The 17739-nt window shown below is 42.6% G+C and carries 15 protein-coding genes; 4 read left to right on the top strand and 11 right to left on the bottom strand.

Translation table 11 applies throughout. The features are described from left to right. Window positions 1–79: 79 nt before the first annotated feature. Window positions 80–1552: an aminoacyl-histidine dipeptidase gene (locus L4D20_RS07410; protein WP_428800942.1), complete on the top strand. Its 1473-nt coding sequence runs from the start codon at window positions 80–82 to the stop codon at window positions 1550–1552. Window positions 1553–1632: 80 nt separating this feature from the next. On the opposite strand, the gene L4D20_RS07415 is transcribed toward L4D20_RS07410, so the two are convergent. Then, a complete protein-coding gene (locus L4D20_RS07415) occupies window positions 1633–2994 on the bottom strand; it encodes a sodium-dependent transporter (protein WP_428800943.1) in 1362 nt (453 codons plus the stop codon). A 337-nt stretch (window positions 2995–3331) separates the two neighbouring features. Between L4D20_RS07415 and L4D20_RS07420 the strand changes: the two genes are divergently transcribed. Then, window positions 3332–5875, top strand: a complete 2544-nt coding sequence (locus L4D20_RS07420; RefSeq protein WP_428800944.1) for an Ig-like domain-containing protein — start codon at window positions 3332–3334, stop codon at window positions 5873–5875. Window positions 5876–5994: 119 nt separating this feature from the next. On the opposite strand, the gene L4D20_RS07425 is transcribed toward L4D20_RS07420, so the two are convergent. Then, complete coding sequence (locus L4D20_RS07425; RefSeq protein ID WP_428800945.1) at window positions 5995–6738, bottom strand: YggN family protein; 744 nt, start codon at window positions 6736–6738, stop codon at window positions 5995–5997. Window positions 6739–6786: 48 nt separating this feature from the next. Continuing rightward, window positions 6787–7266: a GreA/GreB family elongation factor gene (locus L4D20_RS07430; RefSeq protein WP_428800946.1), complete on the bottom strand. Its 480-nt coding sequence runs from the start codon at window positions 7264–7266 to the stop codon at window positions 6787–6789. 84 nt (window positions 7267–7350) lie between these two features. Between L4D20_RS07430 and L4D20_RS07435 the strand changes: the two genes are divergently transcribed. Then, window positions 7351–9276: a RecQ family ATP-dependent DNA helicase gene (locus tag L4D20_RS07435; RefSeq protein ID WP_428800947.1), complete on the top strand. Its 1926-nt coding sequence runs from the start codon at window positions 7351–7353 to the stop codon at window positions 9274–9276. On the opposite strand, the gene dinB is transcribed toward L4D20_RS07435, so the two are convergent. Further along, window positions 9254–10318, bottom strand: coding sequence for a DNA polymerase IV (gene dinB, locus L4D20_RS07440; protein ID WP_428800948.1), 1065 nt, complete (start codon window positions 10316–10318; stop codon window positions 9254–9256). The genes L4D20_RS07435 and dinB overlap by 23 nt on opposite strands. Window positions 10319–10454: 136 nt before the next feature. Between dinB and L4D20_RS07445 the strand changes: the two genes are divergently transcribed. Then, window positions 10455–11669 carry a response regulator gene (locus L4D20_RS07445; RefSeq protein ID WP_428800949.1) on the top strand — a complete coding sequence of 405 codons (1215 nt, stop codon included), beginning with the start codon at window positions 10455–10457 and terminating at the stop codon, window positions 11667–11669. Between the two features lie 58 nt (window positions 11670–11727). Here the strand turns inward: L4D20_RS07445 and nqrM are convergent, their stop codons facing one another. The 7 genes from nqrM to L4D20_RS07480 all read right to left on the bottom strand — a co-directional run bounded on the left by nqrM (window position 11728) and on the right by L4D20_RS07480 (window position 17737). Beyond that, complete coding sequence (gene nqrM / locus L4D20_RS07450; RefSeq protein WP_428800950.1) at window positions 11728–11961, bottom strand: (Na+)-NQR maturation NqrM; 234 nt, start codon at window positions 11959–11961, stop codon at window positions 11728–11730. A 96-nt stretch (window positions 11962–12057) separates the two neighbouring features. After that, window positions 12058–13059 (bottom strand): FAD:protein FMN transferase, encoded by a 1002-nt coding sequence (locus L4D20_RS07455; protein WP_428800951.1) that lies wholly within the window; start codon window positions 13057–13059, stop codon window positions 12058–12060. Between the two features lie 181 nt (window positions 13060–13240). After that, complete coding sequence (gene nqrF / locus L4D20_RS07460; protein ID WP_428800952.1) at window positions 13241–14467, bottom strand: NADH:ubiquinone reductase (Na(+)-transporting) subunit F; 1227 nt, start codon at window positions 14465–14467, stop codon at window positions 13241–13243. Between the two features lie 35 nt (window positions 14468–14502). Beyond that, complete coding sequence (gene nqrE, locus L4D20_RS07465) at window positions 14503–15099, bottom strand: NADH:ubiquinone reductase (Na(+)-transporting) subunit E (RefSeq protein WP_428800953.1); 597 nt, start codon at window positions 15097–15099, stop codon at window positions 14503–14505. Window positions 15100–15106: 7 nt separating this feature from the next. After that, window positions 15107–15739, bottom strand: coding sequence for an NADH:ubiquinone reductase (Na(+)-transporting) subunit D (locus L4D20_RS07470; protein ID WP_428800954.1), 633 nt, complete (start codon window positions 15737–15739; stop codon window positions 15107–15109). Beyond that, window positions 15739–16506, bottom strand: coding sequence for a Na(+)-translocating NADH-quinone reductase subunit C (locus L4D20_RS07475; protein ID WP_428800955.1), 768 nt, complete (start codon window positions 16504–16506; stop codon window positions 15739–15741). Before L4D20_RS07475 ends, L4D20_RS07470 begins: the two co-directional genes overlap by 1 nt. Further along, the gene (locus L4D20_RS07480; protein ID WP_428800956.1) at window positions 16493–17737 is read right to left on the bottom strand and encodes an NADH:ubiquinone reductase (Na(+)-transporting) subunit B; all 1245 of its coding nucleotides are present in this window, start codon (window positions 17735–17737) and stop codon (window positions 16493–16495) included. Before L4D20_RS07480 ends, L4D20_RS07475 begins: the two co-directional genes overlap by 14 nt. Between the last annotated feature and the right edge of the window lie 2 nt (window positions 17738–17739).

A 17739-nucleotide genomic window follows, 5' to 3' on the forward strand; every position in this document is an offset into this window, starting at 1 on the left:
CCGCATCCAGTTAATCCATCTTTATAATATGGGTTTTTCATCGTTAAGATGTGGCAAATTAATAAATTAGGAGTTATCCGTGTCTGAATTCCACTCTGAAATTAGCAACTTATCACCTTCATCTATTTGGCAGTTTTTCGATAAGATCTGTTCTATTCCACACCCTTCTAAACATGAAGAAGAGCTAGCTCAATACATCATTAATTGGGCTAAAGCTGAAGGTCTGGATGTGCGTAGAGATCCAACGGGAAATGTGTTTATTAAAAAGCCAGCGACAGCGGGTATGGAAAATCGTAAAGGTGTTGTTCTACAGGCTCATATCGATATGGTGCCACAGAAGAATGAAGATACCGATCACAACTTTGAAACAGATCCAATTCAACCGTATATCGATGGCGAGTGGGTCACCGCTAAAGGTACAACCCTAGGTGCAGATAACGGTATGGGTATGGCTTCATGCTTGGCAGTCTTGGCTTCAAATGAGCTTAAGCACGGTCCACTGGAAGTACTACTTACTGTTGATGAAGAAGCTGGAATGACAGGCGCTTTTGGCTTAGAAGCAGGTTGGCTAGAAGGTGACATTCTTCTTAACACTGATTCTGAGCAAGAAGGCGAAGTCTACATGGGTTGCGCTGGCGGCATCGACGGCTCAATGACGTTTGATATTGTTCGTGAAGATATCCCTAAAAACTATGTAACTCGTAAACTCATTCTTAAAGGTCTTAAAGGCGGTCACTCAGGTTGTGATATTCACACTGGTCGTGCAAACGCGAACAAGCTGCTTGCTCGTTTTCTGTCTGGCCACGCTAAAGAGCTAGATCTACGATTAATCGAATTTAAAGGTGGTAGCCTACGTAATGCTATTCCTCGTGAAGGTTTCGTTACTGTCGCTGTACCGGCTGAAAACCAAGATAAGCTCGCTAGTCTCTACACTCACTACACTGAACTTCTATCAACTGAGCTTGGCAAAACAGAAGATACCATCGCCACCTTCAATGAAGAAGTAACGGTAGCTCAAGGCGCAATCACTCCTGCAGATCAAGCTCGTTTTGTTGCAGCTCTGAATGCTTGCCCTAACGGTGTAATTCGCATGAGCGATGACATCGAAGGTGTTGTGGAAACCTCACTGAACGTAGGTGTCATTACAACAGAAGATAACAGCATCACTGTTTTATGTTTGATTCGCTCTTTAATTGATTCTGGCCGTAGCCAAGTCGAAGGCATGCTGACATCCGTTGCTGAACTTGCTGGTGCGAATATGGCATTTTCTGGCGCATACCCAGGTTGGAAGCCGGATGCTGATTCAGAAATCATGGCGATTTTCCGTGATATGTACGAAGGTATCTACGGCAACAAGCCAAACATAATGGTAATCCACGCAGGGCTAGAGTGTGGCTTGTTCAAAGAACCTTACCCTAATATGGATATGGTTTCTTTCGGTCCAACTATCAAGTTCCCTCACTCTCCTGATGAAAAAGTGAAAATTGATACCGTTGCACTGTATTGGCAACAAATGGTTGCCCTGCTAGAAGCTATTCCAGAAAAAGCGTAACTTCCAGCTTTCTAACTCAAAATAAAAGCCGAGTCTCATGACTCGGCTTTTTTGATCAGACCTAATTAATTCGTACTGGCTTAACCAAATGATGCCCAAATAACCGCAGCGACTAAGGTAGGACAAACGAACTTAATATAGGTTGGCCATAGCTTCCCAAACCAACCTTGAGTAAATTCAGGGCAACCTTGTTCAATCTCTTTTATTTTGCCGTTGCGGCTCCATACCCAACCGCCAAACAAACAAAATAACAACGCTGCAAACGGCTGTAGATATTGCGTAGCAACCATCGCCACCAATCCAAACAACGTGCCAAAGTTAAATACAATCACCACACTCGCTAACGCGATTAAACCGCCAAGAATCCAGCTCGTCGCCGTACGGGGCGTATTAAAGCGTTCACCCACTAGCGCAACCGGGCATTCAAGCATAGAAATTGAAGACGTAAGCGCTGCAATCGTCAGCAGCAGGAAGAATACAACAGCAAATAACTGGCCTAAGAAGCCCAAGCTATCAAACATCAATGGCAATACGGTAAAAACGAGCGTGTCAGAATTGAGCAAAGAGCCATCTTCTGCGTAAATTTGAACGCCTTTTTGCATCGCAACAAACATCGCAGGCATAACGACTAATCCGGCAATGAAGGCAACGCCCGTATCTACCAGAGTCACGTTCATCGCCATTTTCGGTAGGTTCTCTTTCTTACTTAGATAAGAGCCGTAAATCAGCATCGAACAGCCACCAATCGTTAACGAGAAGAAGCCCTGCCCCATAGCCGCTAAGATCAGTTTTCTATCCAATAGCTTTTCAAAATCGGGAACCAAATAGTGTTTCAGTCCTTCCATTGCGCCTGTTTGCATCATGATATAAGCAAATAAAAGCAAAAATAGAACAAGCAACGCAGGCATCAGTCGTCGAGACCATTTTTCGATGCCCTGCTTCACTCCACCTTGAACGATTAAGATAGTTAACACATAAAAGGCAATGGTTCCGAATAAGTTACGTTCGACGCTAAAGCCTTTAAACCAAGCAGTCGCAACTTCCATTCCAAGCAAGTCAGTAATAGCCCCCAAAAGGAAACAAATTAACCACCCACCAACCACGCTATAAAAAGCCAATACAGCGCATGGCACGGTTAATCCTAGCCAACCGATGCTTCCACCAAGTTTCTTTGCGAAAGGATTACTGGTTAGTGAACGCATACTATCAACAGGGTTTGCTTGTCCTGCTCGGCCAATCGCCAATTCAACCACCAACATAGGGAACGCGACAACAAGAATCATCAATAGGTAGACAAGCAAAAAAGCGCCACCACCGTTACTCGCTACTTGAGTAGGAAATCCCCAAATATTACCAAGACCAACTGCAGCGCCGGCGGCTGCAAGAATAAATCCAATACGAGAGCTAAAATGCTCACGTTGCGACGAAGTTTGCGCTGACATACGACCCTTTACAATGCATCAATAAACTAGTGTGCTAGTACGATATTGATAAATGACTAACAAAACAATATCTACGCATGATTTTCATACGCATTATCGGCAATCTCCAGTCAACATAACTGTACACGCTGCAATACACTAGTAGAAACAACCACTCAAATTATTAAGCCAACCACTTCGTGAAGTCAGCCGAACAAATAATGTAATAACCAACTCCCTTCCACAACATTGGTGAAGTGCGCTGAATAAATTCATTAATTCATACAGTTACCGAGCAAACCCTCAATATTCGTCTAAAAGTTAATGTGAGTATTAAAAATGAGACAAGGAGAAGGAAATGCTCTCAAAGTTTGTAAAAGGAATTGTGATTGCCAGTTGTGCCGTTAGTGCACCTGCATTGGCATATGACTGTAGCAATACCCTTAATTGGGACAGCACGGCTGTTTATACCTCCGGAGATAAGGTGCAGCAATCATCTAGCGCCTACTCTGCCCGCTACTGGACTCAGGGTAATGATCCTGTAACTGCATCTGGACCATGGGATGCATGGGAATTACTCGGGACATGTGATTCGGGTGGTGGAAATCTTCCTCCTCAAGTCTCTCTCACGTCACCGTTAAACAATGCCGTAATGTCAGAAGGCTCTGTTATTTCAATCCAAGCAACAGCAAGCGATGACGATGGTAGTATCGATAACGTCGAGTTTTTCGCTAACAACATGAGCTTAGGTGTCGATACACAAGCTCCTTATGAGATGAATTGGACTGCAGTACTTAATACCACCTCAATAAAGGCTGTCGCTACCGATAATGAAGGGGCTAGCCAATCAAGCCAAGTTGCAATTTCAGTGACATCGTCTGGAGACTTAATTCCACCAACCGTTGAACTCACAAGCCCTACTGGTAGTGAGAAGCTCACGGCAGGTGACGCTCTCATTGTTTCAGCAAATGCAGCTGATTCAGACGGTGTTGTCGATAAAGTCGATTTCTATATCAACAACCAAGTCGTAGCAACAAGTACCAGTGAACCGTATCAATACACTTGGACTTCACAAGCTGGGGCGTATTCTTTTAAAGCCAAAGCAACAGATAATGATGGACAGTCAACATCAAGCCAAGAAGTATCACTCGTAGTTTCTTCTGCAAGTTCTGGCGGCTGCGCAGATGCGGTGCCATATGTGGCAGGAACTAACTACGCTGCTGGTGATCTTGTTCATAACCAAAATCAAAAATTCCAATGTGATATAGCAGGTTGGTGTTCTTCTAGCTCAGCTTGGGCTTATGAACCAGGTAAAGGTGAGTATTGGCAAGAAGCGTGGACAGGATTAGGAACGTGCAGCACTCCGCCTACGGTTACAATTACTTCACCAAAAGATAATCAGGTTGTACTAGCTGGTTCTCTCATCAACATTAATGTTGATGCGACAGACCCAGATGGAACAGTATCTCAAGTTGAAATATTCGCTAATGACGTCAGCTTAGCTGTTCTATCTCAGCCGCCATTCACAACCCAATGGTCAGCTACTTTAGTCGGTGCTAATACCATTAAGGCACTGGCAACTGACAACGACAACAATGTCAGTGAAGCGGTAGTCTCTGTATCCGTAAGCGATCAAGACTTAGTTGTCACTCTGACTGAGCCAAGTGCAGGTAAAACGATTGGCCTTGGTAAGTCTACGTTACTCACCGCCGATGCAACTTCGTTAACAGGTTCTGTCGACAAAGTGGACTTCCTTGTTAATGGTGCGGTCGTTGGTAGTGATAACACGTCTCCTTATAGCTATAACTGGACACCAACAGCGATAGGTAGTTTCACTGTATCCGCTCAAGCAGTTGATAGCAGTGGTTCAAGCGCCCTTTCTGATGCTGTTTCGGTTAAGATTGTAGAGCAAACAGCGAAGAAACATAAGTTGGTTGGTTACTGGCACAACTTTGTTAACGGTGCTGGTTGTCCAATGCGATTGGCGGATATGTCTGATGCTTGGGATATCATAGATATTGCCTTTGCTGAAAATGATAGAAACAGTAATGGTACTGTTCACTTCAATCTTTACTCAGGTGATATACATAGTAGCTGTGCAGCGCTAGACCCAGCTCAGTTCAAACAGGACATGGCTAACCTTCAAGCTCAAGGCAAAGTATTCGTTCTATCTCTAGGTGGTGCTGAAGGTACTATTACACTCAATAACGACCAAGATGAAGCTGCCTTTGTTTCAAGCCTTACCAGTCTTATTAATGAGTGGGGATTTGATGGACTGGATGTGGATTTAGAAAGTGGTTCGAATCTACTCCACGGTTCAGAAATTCAAGCGCGTTTAGGTCGAGCTCTACTGCAAATCGAAGCCAATATTGGTGGGGATATGTATCTAACCATGGCACCAGAACACCCTTACGTTCAAGGTGGCATGATTGCTTATAGCGGTATTTGGGGTGCGTATATTCCAGTCATTGACGTTGTGAGAGACACATTAGATTTACTGCATGTCCAGCTCTACAACAACGGCGGCTTGCCAAACCCATACATGACAGGTGCAGCACCAGAAGGCTCGATTGACATGATGGTTGCTCAATCAAAAATGTTGATTGAAGGGTTCGAGTTAGCCGACGGTTCGATGTTTATGCCATTAAGAGATGATCAGGTTGCTATTGGTCTACCTTCAGGCCCAAGCTCTGCAAACTCAGGGCAAGCACCTACGCAGAACATCCTGGATGCATTAGATTGTTTAACCAAAGGAACACGATGTGGCACTGTTGTACCAAGCTTTACCTACCCTAACTACGCAGGGGTGATGACTTGGTCAATTAACTGGGATGAACATGATGGGTTTAATTTCTCAGGCCCCGTTGGAGAGAAGCTCACTCAAATGAATGCGGGTCAGTAACAAGAGATAGAAGCAACAAGAGAGCAAATTAAGCTCAACCGCTACCATTTAACTAAATGAAAAGCGCCGATATTAATTAATATCGGCGCTTTTATATCTATAAACAAGTATGTAACACGCTAAATAGTAAACACTTGATAGTCTTTTAGCTGAGGGATCTTCTGATGCAGTTTTTGCTCTTGATCTGCAATGTCATCGAGTGATTCACAAAACTCTTCCGTCTGTTTCTGCACTTCTTGATCATGAGCCTCAATACGTTGCTCTACTTTTACTTTGATTTCTGCAAGGCTGTCGGCTAGCTCAGTTAAATTCAACCCTCCATCTGCTTGCATCTTTTCGCTCATGGCATTAAAGGCACTGGATATAAACTCTGTATTAAAGATCTCTTTCGCTTTCTCGAAGTCTTCACTCCATGATTGCGTCATCGAATCAAAGCTATTAGCAGGAAGAACCAAGTCCCCGTCCTTATAATAGCGAGCCTCAACATCAGCCAAAAAGGTTTTCATTGATGCTTTCACCTCTTCAAACGCTTCAGGCGCATCCATCGTTTCGGCAATGTCATCGACAATATCATTAGCTAAAGCCAAGCTATCTGTTGCGACTTGCTTTGCTTTAGGAAGATAACTACTAAGCTCTTCTCGATATTGCTTTAAAGCTGACTTCTGCTGCTCGTCGAGTTCAATTTTCTTACCAGCAATGTATAAATCATTGTTAGTGTCGACAACAGCAGTGTCACCACTCACTTGAACAACTTCGAGTTGCTCGCTGTTCAAATGAATTTCGTTTTTCAAATTAACCTTACATTGACCAGCCAACGCAACCTGACTCATCAACAGAGTAACCAACAGTACACTTTTTCTCATACTTTCATTCATCCAATTCGTTAACGATTACGCTTCAAACAGTTCCGTCTATTTGATTTCAATAATTTCATAATAATAGACTGATTCGCCTATTTTTAGTTCCACTTCATCGTCTAGCTCGCGCCCGATGAGCGCTTTACCTAATGGAGCAAGTGGCGTAATAACAGACACAGAATTCCCCTGCCAATGAACACTAAGGCCACCAGAACATGGGCCAACAAACAGGTTTTTCTTTGTCTCATCTTCACATAACAATGTGACATACGCGCCTAGAGCTACTTTTTGATCGCTAAGATCATTAATAACCAAAGATTCAAACTGCTGTATCTCTTGCTCGCACTCTTGTACACGTAAGGCTTGCCCATGAGCAAGATACGACGCTTCTAACGCCAACGTGTCATATTTGTGTTCAGGAACAGTCTCTTCATCTGTCGCCGCATCAATTGCGCGCTGGGTGGCAGACTTTGCAATTTCCCATTTCTCTTTTAATGAAACGAGGATTATTTGTTTTAGCTCTAATTTGTTCATACGGAAACGATAAATTTAGCAAGGAGCAACAGGATAGAATCAGGTAGAATCAAGCGCAAGCTTTTATAGGGATTAGGGTAAGAGATGATAGAGCAAACATTAAAACAAACATTTGGCTTTGATGCGTTAAGAGGTGGACAACAACAAGTCATTGATACCGTAATGTCCGGACAATCTTGTGCAGCGATCTTCCCTACTGGTGCAGGGAAGTCGTTATGTTATCAGCTACCTGCTCTACATCTGCCACATCTAACGCTCGTTATCTCGCCTCTTCTGGCATTAATGAAAGATCAGCTTAATTTCCTGCACGACAAAGGTATTTCAGCTGCTTCCATTGACTCAAGCCAAGACAGACAACAAACACAACAAGTGATGGCGGATGCAAGAAGTGGAAAGCTAAAAATCTTGATGATCTCAGTCGAACGATTGAAGAACGAACGCTTTCGTCACTTTATCTCCCAAGTACCTATTTCATTACTGGTTGTTGATGAAGCGCACTGTATTTCAGAGTGGGGGCATAACTTTCGACCTGATTATTTAAAAATCCCTCAATATAACCAAGCGTTGAATATTCCTCAGACTCTTTTACTAACCGCGACAGCAACCACTGGCGTTGTTAAAGATATGCAGAGTAAATTTTCGATCTCTGAGGAAAACACCATTGTTACTGGTTTCTACCGCAATAACCTCAATTTAAGCATCGTGCCGTGTGAACAACAAGGTAAGCTAAACCAATTGAATCAGATTGTTCAGTCGGCCCCAGTCTCTCCAACCATCGTTTACGTTACCCTACAATACACCGCAGAATACTTAGCCAAGCAATTACAACAAGCCGGTATTTCAGCGCTGGCTTATCACGCAGGACTAGAGAGCCAAAATCGAGAGTATATCCAACATCAATTTATGTCTGGTGAAGTAAATTGCATCGTCGCTACTATCGCATTCGGAATGGGCGTTGATAAGTCAGATATTCGTCGAGTTATCCACTTTGATTTGCCAAAGTCGATTGAGAATTACGCACAAGAAATTGGTCGAGCTGGCCGTGATGGGGAAACGTCACAATGCATACTATTAGGTAATAAAGATGGCCTTAATACCTTACAAAACTTCGTTTATGGGGATACTCCAGACCGAGATTCGATTGAATACATTGTTAACGAAGTTTACCAAAACGCCCCCGTTTGGGAGACGCAGTTAACACGCTTATCGCGAGATTCAAACATTCGTCAACTCCCCCTAAAAACGTTATTGGTCTATTTGGAACTAGAGGGAGTATTGTCGCCCAAATACAGCTATTTTGCGGACTACCGATTCAAGTTTGTGCTCACTAAATCACAGATCATGGCAAAATTTGAAGGTGAACGCCATCACTTCGTCGAGGCTATTTTTGCTTGTTCACCTCAAGCTAGAACTTGGTGCCAAGTTGATTTTGACGCGCTTTGGCAAGGGTTTCAGGCTGATCGCCAACGTATCATCAGCGCCATTGACTACTTTAATGAACAAGGTTGGATTGAGCTTGAAAGCAAGCAAATTACCGATGTGTATCAAATAGAAGATACATCGACTGCTCAACCTATTGTTGTCGATAAACTCTTTCAGCTTTTTAAAAACAAAGAGAGTGCTGAAACAGGTCGTCTAGAAGAGATGATCAGCTTTTTTGAATCAGACCGTTGTTTAAGTGCTCGTTTGGCTCACTACTTCTCTGATCACAACGCGCCACCAGCTTGCAGTCACTGCTCTGTTTGCCAAGGTAATGTGGCTTTATTACCACAAGAGAAAAACAACCATATTGACTTAACCGAAGTAAATCAGTGGATAACAGAATTCTCGGCCCCAAGCAGTAAAATTCTTAGTGAAGAAGCTTTAACCCGCATGCTATGTGGCATTACGACGCCATTATCCACGAAGTTAAAAGCCAAAAAGATGGCAGGGTTTGGAAAGTTAGAACAACTACCATTTGGCCAAGTATTGGCCAGCGTCCAAAAAATTAGAAAAAACTCAGCTGTTTAGTTTGTACGTCAGGCTTAAGTATAACGCTTAAGCCTAGCAAACGAATCTCTCGACCGTTCTGACGCTTGAGGATATCTCTCAATAAACCTTTGAAGTCCTCGAGTTCCAACTCAGGGTGAACATGCTCTATTGTCGTTTGTTGAAAATCAGCAAACTTTAACTTAATTCCCTGTTTAATAATGAGCTTACTTGGCATTGCTTTTTCAAGCCTGATATCTAACTCAGGGAAAAGGCGCTCTTCAATCACCTGCCAACACTCTTCATAAGTGCTAATGTTAGTGCTAAATGTCCGCTCAACACCCACACTTTTTCTTTCCCTTTCAACAACTATTTCTCGCTCGTCAATCCCTTGGCTGCGCTTCCAAAGTGAATCACCCAATCGACCAAACTGGCGCAATAGCTCTCGGTAATCACTTGCTCGAACATCACGGCAATAAAATAGCCCAGCTTTGTGTAACTTTTCTAATCCAACCTTACCGACTCCCGGAAGTTTTCCTAATGGCAAATCGTCAACAACCTCTTGAACCTTATTGGGAGGGACGACAAACTGGCCATTGGGTTTATTCATATCAGAAGCCACTTTCGCTAAGAATTTTATCGGAGCAACACCAGCAGAGGCTGTCAGTTGAAGTTCATTCCAAATATCACGCCTTATCGCTTCTGCAATTAACGTAGCTGAGCCTTGGTGCTTCGTGCTGTTAGTGACATCCAAGTAGGCTTCATCAAGTGACAAGGGCTCTATAAGCGATGTATAGCGTGAAAAAATCTCTCTAATATGTACCGAGACCTCTTTGTAAACCTGCATTCTTCCCGGTACAACAAGAAGATCGGGGCACAATTTTAATGCTCGAGCGGTTGGCATTGCACTGTGAATACCAAACTTTCTCGCTTCATAGTTACAAGTGCTTAATACGCCCCGCTGTTTTTCATGCCCACCAACAGCTAATGGTCGGCCTTGATAGTGCGGATTGTCCCGCATCTCAACAGCTGCGTAAAAACAGTCCATATCAATATGAATGATTTTTCTTACTTCACTGACCATACCGCCGCCCATAGACTGTATAAAAAAACAGTATATTTTATATTAAAGATTCATTCTAGTAATCAATAAAAAATAGTTAGCGATCTATCAAATGTTGTTTATTATTAATAAAGAGTTAAGAAAAATGGAGTTTTCATTGAGTAGCAAAATACTTGTCGTTGAAGATAGCAGAGCATTCCGTAATTATCTGCACTCTTTGTTAAGCGATGCTGGCTATGACGTCTATACCGCAGAATCAATAGCAGACGCTAAAAAGTTATTGGCCGAAAAACATGACTTTCTGTGTGCTGTTCTTGACTATTGTCTTCCCGACGGTCAAGACGGCCAAATTATCGATATTGTTTTAAAGCAAAATTACAAAGTCATCGTGTTGACGGCTATGTTTCAAGAGGAAATTAGAGAGAGCGTTATTGCAAAAGGCGTGCTCGATTACATCTTAAAGGACAGCATGGCTTCAGTTTCGTACTTACTGCCTTTAGTTAATCGTTTAACAAATAACAAAAATCACCAAGCATTAGTCGTTGATGACTCTTTGGTTGTTCGAAAGCACATCAGCCAATTACTAGAGCATCAATACATCAATGTAATTCAGGCCGAAGATGGACAACAGGCCATCGATATTCTAGAAAAAAATCCAGATGTAACCTTCATAATAACCGACCATGATATGCCCATTAAAGATGGTATATCGATGATCCGTGACATTAGAATCAAACACGATAAGAATGAACTCGCAATCCTTGGTCTTTCAGGTAGTGATGATAGAACAATGACAGCTCGCTACTTAAAAGCGGGGGCTAATGACTTTCTTCATAAACCATTTAACCAAGAAGAGTTTTTCTGTCGAGTTCATCAAATTTTAGATATGAAGGAAGCAACGAGTAAACTGTATCGACTCGCAAATCAAGATGCTCTAACCGGGCTATGGAATCGACGTTATCTATTCCACAACCTTGAAGGTAATACTACGCTTCAAAACATTGCAATGCTGGATATCGATTTCTTTAAAAAAGTTAATGATAACTACGGCCACGATGGTGGCGACGCCGCGCTCATTACACTTTCACATATATTGAAGATCTATTTTGCCGACGACATTGTTGTACGCTTCGGAGGTGAAGAGTTTTGCATTCAGTCTAGCTCACCTAATGATGAGTTTTTGACTCGACTTGAACATATGCGGCAACGTATCGAAAATACAATTATTCCACATGCTGATCATGAGATATCCATTACGGTCAGTATTGGCGTTTCTAATATTGAAGCGGGTTTAGATGAACAAATTAAAGTCGCGGATGACCGACTCTATCAAGCCAAAGAAGGCGGTCGAAATCAGATAGTTTCTCAGTAAGCGTCAACTCATAAAACAAAACCCACCTAAGGTGGGTTTTATCATTTATAAAAAGTATCTATGCAATGCGGTTTTTTTCCCAAGCGGCTAATTTCTCTGCTCGAATAGCAGCTCGTTCTTCACGTTTTTTACGTGCATCACATGGTTCAGGGCAACTACATACTTTATCAATCCCCATGGCATCTAGCCCACCGCAACTGCCTTTTACAACTTTACGTTGGAAGATATAGCCAACACCCATTGCTGCGAATACCGCTAAGAACACAGCAAAAGTCACTAAAAACTCACTCATTGTCATTTGCTCACTATAGTTAATTTTATTCTATGTTTAAGGGGATAGTCTTCCCCTTATTATATGCAGTGAATCACTGCTACTTAACGATCAATGTTACTTTAAGTATGACTTAAACGCAGATGAAGTAAACTCTTCAAAACCTTCGGGAGTTTTCACTATCATATAAGCTGCAATGTCATATTTTTCCGCAACTTCCATGCCCACGTTTTCACCCAATACCATTATACCCGTTGCAAGACCATCAGCAGTCATTGATGAAGGATCAATAATGGTAACTGAAACCACCTTGTTATCCATTGGCTTTCCAGTTTTTGGGTTAATAATATGAGAGTAACGAATACCATCACGCTCATAATAGTTTCTATAATCCCCTGATGTTGCAATCGCCATATCACCAGGTTCAATAACAAGCTGAACAGCACGCTCTTCTACACTCGGTTTCTCTATCGCTATACGCCAGCGTACACCTTCACGATTGTGACCTTTTAAGCGCATCTCCCCACCAATTTCTACCATGTAGTTATCGGCACCAAGAGAGTTCATATATTCAGCAACAACATCAACACCCCACCCTTTTGCGATGGTTGACAAATCAACATAGAGCGATGGTAGTGTCTTGCTTAATGAAGTCGAAGTCGCACTTAAATGATGAATACCGATCATTGCCTTACGGGCAGCCAACTCTTCACCCGTTGGTATTGTTTCTGGTCTAGCTTCTGGGCCAAAACCCCACAAGTTAACCAAAGGCCCAACAGTCACGTCTAGAGCACCTTGAGTCAATTGATTAAGGCGTAGTGCTTCTTTAACGACTAGTGCAGTCTCAGAGGAGACTTCAAAAGGGTCACTGCCTTGATATTGATTGAAGCGACTTAACTCAGAGTCTTTACGGTAGGTCGACATTTGGTCGTTAACTTCTTCAAGTAAGCGATCGACCTCAACTTGGATTTCGGCTGAATCAAGCAAAGAGTCTGAATTGATATATTTAATATTGTAAGTAGTCCCCATTGTAGGACCACTAATATGAATTTGTTCTGCTGACTTTTCACAACCAGAAAGAACAAGTAGAGAAGCTAACGCAACAAGCCAATATTTCACCTGTTTACTCCTATTTAAATAAAGGTAATAAAGAATTTATAAAAGTGGATAGAAAAAAACGAACGATTTACACACGCTTTTCTCTAGATACTCAGTTATTAGATGCATCGATTTAATATGTTATCTAAAAAATAATGGCTGACTCAACAGAGCCAGCCATTATTCAATCACTTACAGTAGATTAACCACCGAAGTCATCAAGTAGGATGTTTTCATCCTCAACACCTAGATCTTTAAGCATACCGATAACAGCAGCATTCATCATAGGTGGACCACACATGTAGTACTCACAATCTTCTGGCGCTTCATGATCTTTCAGGTAGTTTTCATAAATTACATTATGAATGAAACCTGTGTAACCATCCCAGTTATCTTCTGGAAGCGGATCAGACAGAGCACAGTGCCATACGAAATTTTCGTTGTCTTCTTGTAGCTTATCGAAATCTTCAATGTAGAACATTTCACGCTTAGAACGAGCACCGTACCAGTAAGACATCTTACGCTTAGAGCTTAAACGTAGTAGTTGGTCAAAGATATGTGAACGCATTGGAGCCATACCTGCACCACCACCGATAAAGACCATTTCATTGTCGGTTTCTTTAGCGAAGAACTCACCAAATGGACCTGAAATTGTACATTTATCACCAGCTTTAAGTGACCAGATGTATGAAGACATCACACCAGGTGGCACGTCTGGGTTGTTTGGCGGCGGAGTTGCAACACGTACGTTCAGCTTAATCAAGCCTTCCTCTTCTGGGTATGACGCCATAGAGTATGCACGGATTGATGGCTCTTTTACGATTGACTCGTAACGGAACAGGTTAAACTTGTCCCAGTCGCCACGATATTCTTCAGGAATATCGAAATCAGCGTATTTAATGTGATGAGGTTCAGCTTCAATCTGAATATAACCACCAGCTTTGAACGGTACTTCTTCACCATCAGGGATCTTAAGTACTAGCTCTTTAATGAAGGTTGCTTCGTTGTCATTAGAAAGAACTTCACATTCCCACTTTTTAACACCGAAGATCTCTTCTGGAAGCTCAATGTCCATATCAGTTTTCACTGCAACTTGACACGCTAAACGCTCGCCTTCACGGGCTTCACCTTTAGAGATGTGATCAAGTTCGGTTGGTAAAATATCACCACCACCAGCTTTTACTTTTACGCGACACTGACCACAAGAGCCACCGCCACCACAAGCTGAAGATACAAAGATCCCCTTGCCTGCCATTGCGCCTAATAATTTGTCACCCGGAGAAGTAATAAAGCTCTTCTCAGGATCACCGTTAACGGAAATAGTAACGTCACCTGTTGGTACTAGCTTCGATTTGGCAAATAAAATAATTAAAACCAAAGCTAATACAATCAGGGTAAACATCACTACACCAAGGATAATAACTTGCATTGACTATTCCTTTAAAATTGTGTCGTTTACCCGACTTACAGTTGAACACCAGAGAAAGACATAAAGCCTAGCGCCATCAAACCTACAGTGATAAAGGTAATACCTAAACCACGTAGACCAGGAGGCACGTCAGAGTACTTCATCTTCTCACGGATACCCGCTAATGCGACGATTGCTAACATCCAACCAATACCAGAACCGAAGCCGTAAACGACTGACTCTGCGAAGTTGTAATCACGCTGTACCATGAAAGATACGCCACCAAAAATCGCACAGTTTACTGTGATAAGTGGTAGGAATATTCCCAGTGCGTTATACAAAGGTGGGAAAAAGCGATCGAGTATCATTTCTAGAATTTGAACCAAAGCTGCAATAACACCGATAAAGGTGATAAAGCTTAGGAAGCTCAAGTCAACGCCAGCAACAAGTGCACTGTCTCTAAGAACTAGGTTATAAAGCAGGTTGTTCACTGGAACCGCGATGGTTAGAACCACGATAACAGCAACACCTAAACCAAATGATGTTTTAACTTTCTTAGATACAGCCAAGAAAGTACACATACCTAGGAAGAACGAAAGTGCTAAGTTTTCGATGAAAATCGATTTAACAAGCAAACTAATATAATGTTCCATAACGTCCTTACTCCTTCGCTTCTATTTGATCAGGTCTAATGATACGGATAGCCCAAATCATAAAACCAATCAGGAAGAACGCAGAAGGTGCTAGTAGCATCATGCCGTTTGGCTGATACCAACCACCATTACTTACCAGTGGTAGCACTTCTAATCCAAACAATTTGCCGCTGCCGAATAGCTCACGGAAAAATGCAACTGTAATCAGTACAAAGCCATAGCCTAGACCGTTACCAATACCATCAATAAGAGCAGGTAGCGGCTTCGATTTCATTGCGTATGCTTCTGCACGACCCATTACAATACAGTTAGTAATGATAAGGGCAACGAATACAGATAATTGCTTAGAAATGTCGTATAGGTACGCTTTAAGTACTTCATCAACAACGATTACCAGTGAAGCGATAATAGCCATTTGAACGATGATACGAACACTGTTAGGAATGTGATTACGAATTGCAGAAACAAAGAAGTTAGACATCGCAGTTACGAAGATAACTGCCAGTGTCATAACAAACGCTGTTTCAAGCTTTGTCGTTACCGCTAATGCAGAACAAACACCAAGCACTTGAAGTGCAATTGGGTTGTTCTCTAGAATCGGCTCAACCAGATGCTTTTGCATGTCTTTAGTATTTGACATTAGTTCAAGCCTCCATCACGTACATTAGCTAGGAATGGTCCAAAGCCCATGTCACCCAACCAGAAATCAAACGTGTTTTGAACACCATTTGCAGTTAATGTTGCACCAGAAAGGCCATCAACACCATGTTCAGAACCTGCAGGAGCGCCACCTTTAACAACTTTTAGTGCCGGTTTGTCGTTAGAGTCGAATAACTTCTTACCAACAAACTGTGAACGCCATGTTGGGTTCTCAACTTCACCACCTAGCCCAGGAGTTTCACCCTGCTCGTAGTAAGTGATACCTGCAACCGTGTTACCGTCAGTTTCGACAGCCACAAAAGCGTACATCATTGACCATAAGCCGTTACCGTGTACCGGTAAAATAACTTTAGATACCGAGTTACCTTCTTTAACAAGGTAAACAACACCAGTATTCGCTCGGCGAAGGATCTTAGCTTCGTCTTGCGTTGAAGTTAGCTTAATCGACTCTGCAGGATCTTTAGCTGCTTTACGTTGATCGTAAGTTGCTGCATCACCTTCAATGAAGTTACCCGTATCGAAATCAACCAAACGAGGTTCAATATACTTAGCGTATAGCTCAGGGATTTGACCTTCTTCGCTGATGCCTGCAACTTCAACAATCTTGCTTTGTTTATCAAGCACTGCATTGGCTTCTTGCTTAGAGCGTAGGCCAACAGCTGCTGAAGATACGATGATTGAGCACACTAGGCTCAATGCAATAACAACAAACAGCGTATTTTTAATGCTATCGTTATTTTTTGCCATAACGCGCTAGCCTCCGCTTAACGTTCTTCTCAATAACAACATGGTCAAACAGTGGTGCAAATAGGTTTGCAAATAGAATCGCCAGCATCATCCCTTCTGGGTAAGCTGGGTTTACAACCCTGATCATTACACACATTGCACCAATCAAAATACCGTACACCCACTTACCGTTGTCGGTAAATGAAGCTGAAACAGGATCGGTTGCCATGAAGAACATACCAAATGCGAAGCCACCTAGAACTAGGTGCCAGTGCCAAGGCATACTAAACAGAACGTTGGTGTCTGAACCGATGACATTAAACAGCGTCGAAATAGCAACCATACCGACCATAACGCCAGCAATAATTCGCCAAGACGCGATGCCCATGTAGACAAGCATTGCCGCACCAATCATCAGCGCAAGCGTTGATACTTCACCGATTGAGCCAGGCATATTACCAATGAATGCACTCATCCAAGTAATAGTGTCGCCACTTACTAGGTTAACTAATGCACCTTCACCACCTTGAGCCCACTGGCTCAGAGCTGTTGCACCAGAGAAGCCATCAGCGGCAACCCAAACTGCATCACCTGAGATTTGAGCCGGGTATGCAAAGAATAAGAATGCACGACCCGCTAACGCAGGGTTAAGGAAGTTACGACCTGTACCACCGAAGATCTCTTTCGCAACAACAACACCAAAGGTAATACCTAGTGCCGCTTGCCATAAAGGAAGAGTTGGTGGAACGATTAGGGCGAATAAGATAGAAGTAACAAAGAAACCTTCATTTACTTCATGCTTGCGTACCATACAGAACAGTACTTCCCAGAAACCACCAACGATAAAGACCGTCGCGTAAATCGGTAGGAAGTAGGTTGCACCTAGCAACATTTTGCTAGCCCAACCGGCCTCAGCACTTAATGTGCCTCCAACCATTTCTGTCAGCCAGTAGTGCCAGTTACCACTGATTACTGTCGCAAGCTCAGCACCAGAATACATATGGTTAAGTGCTGCGATTGCTTGACCGCCAGCGTTGTACATACCCCAGAACATTGCAGGGAATACAGCGAACCACACCATAATCATGATACGTTTTAAATCAACGCTATCACGTACATGCGAGGCACGCTTTGTTACAAGACCTGGTGTATAAAACAGCGTTGCTGCAGCTTCATACAGTGCAAACCACTTTTCGTGTTTGCCACCAGGCTCAAAATGATGCTCGATGTCTTCAAGAAACTTCTTAAGCATGG

Source organism: Vibrio kyushuensis (assembly GCF_050337325.1).
GTDB lineage: Bacteria > Pseudomonadota > Gammaproteobacteria > Enterobacterales > Vibrionaceae > Vibrio > Vibrio kyushuensis.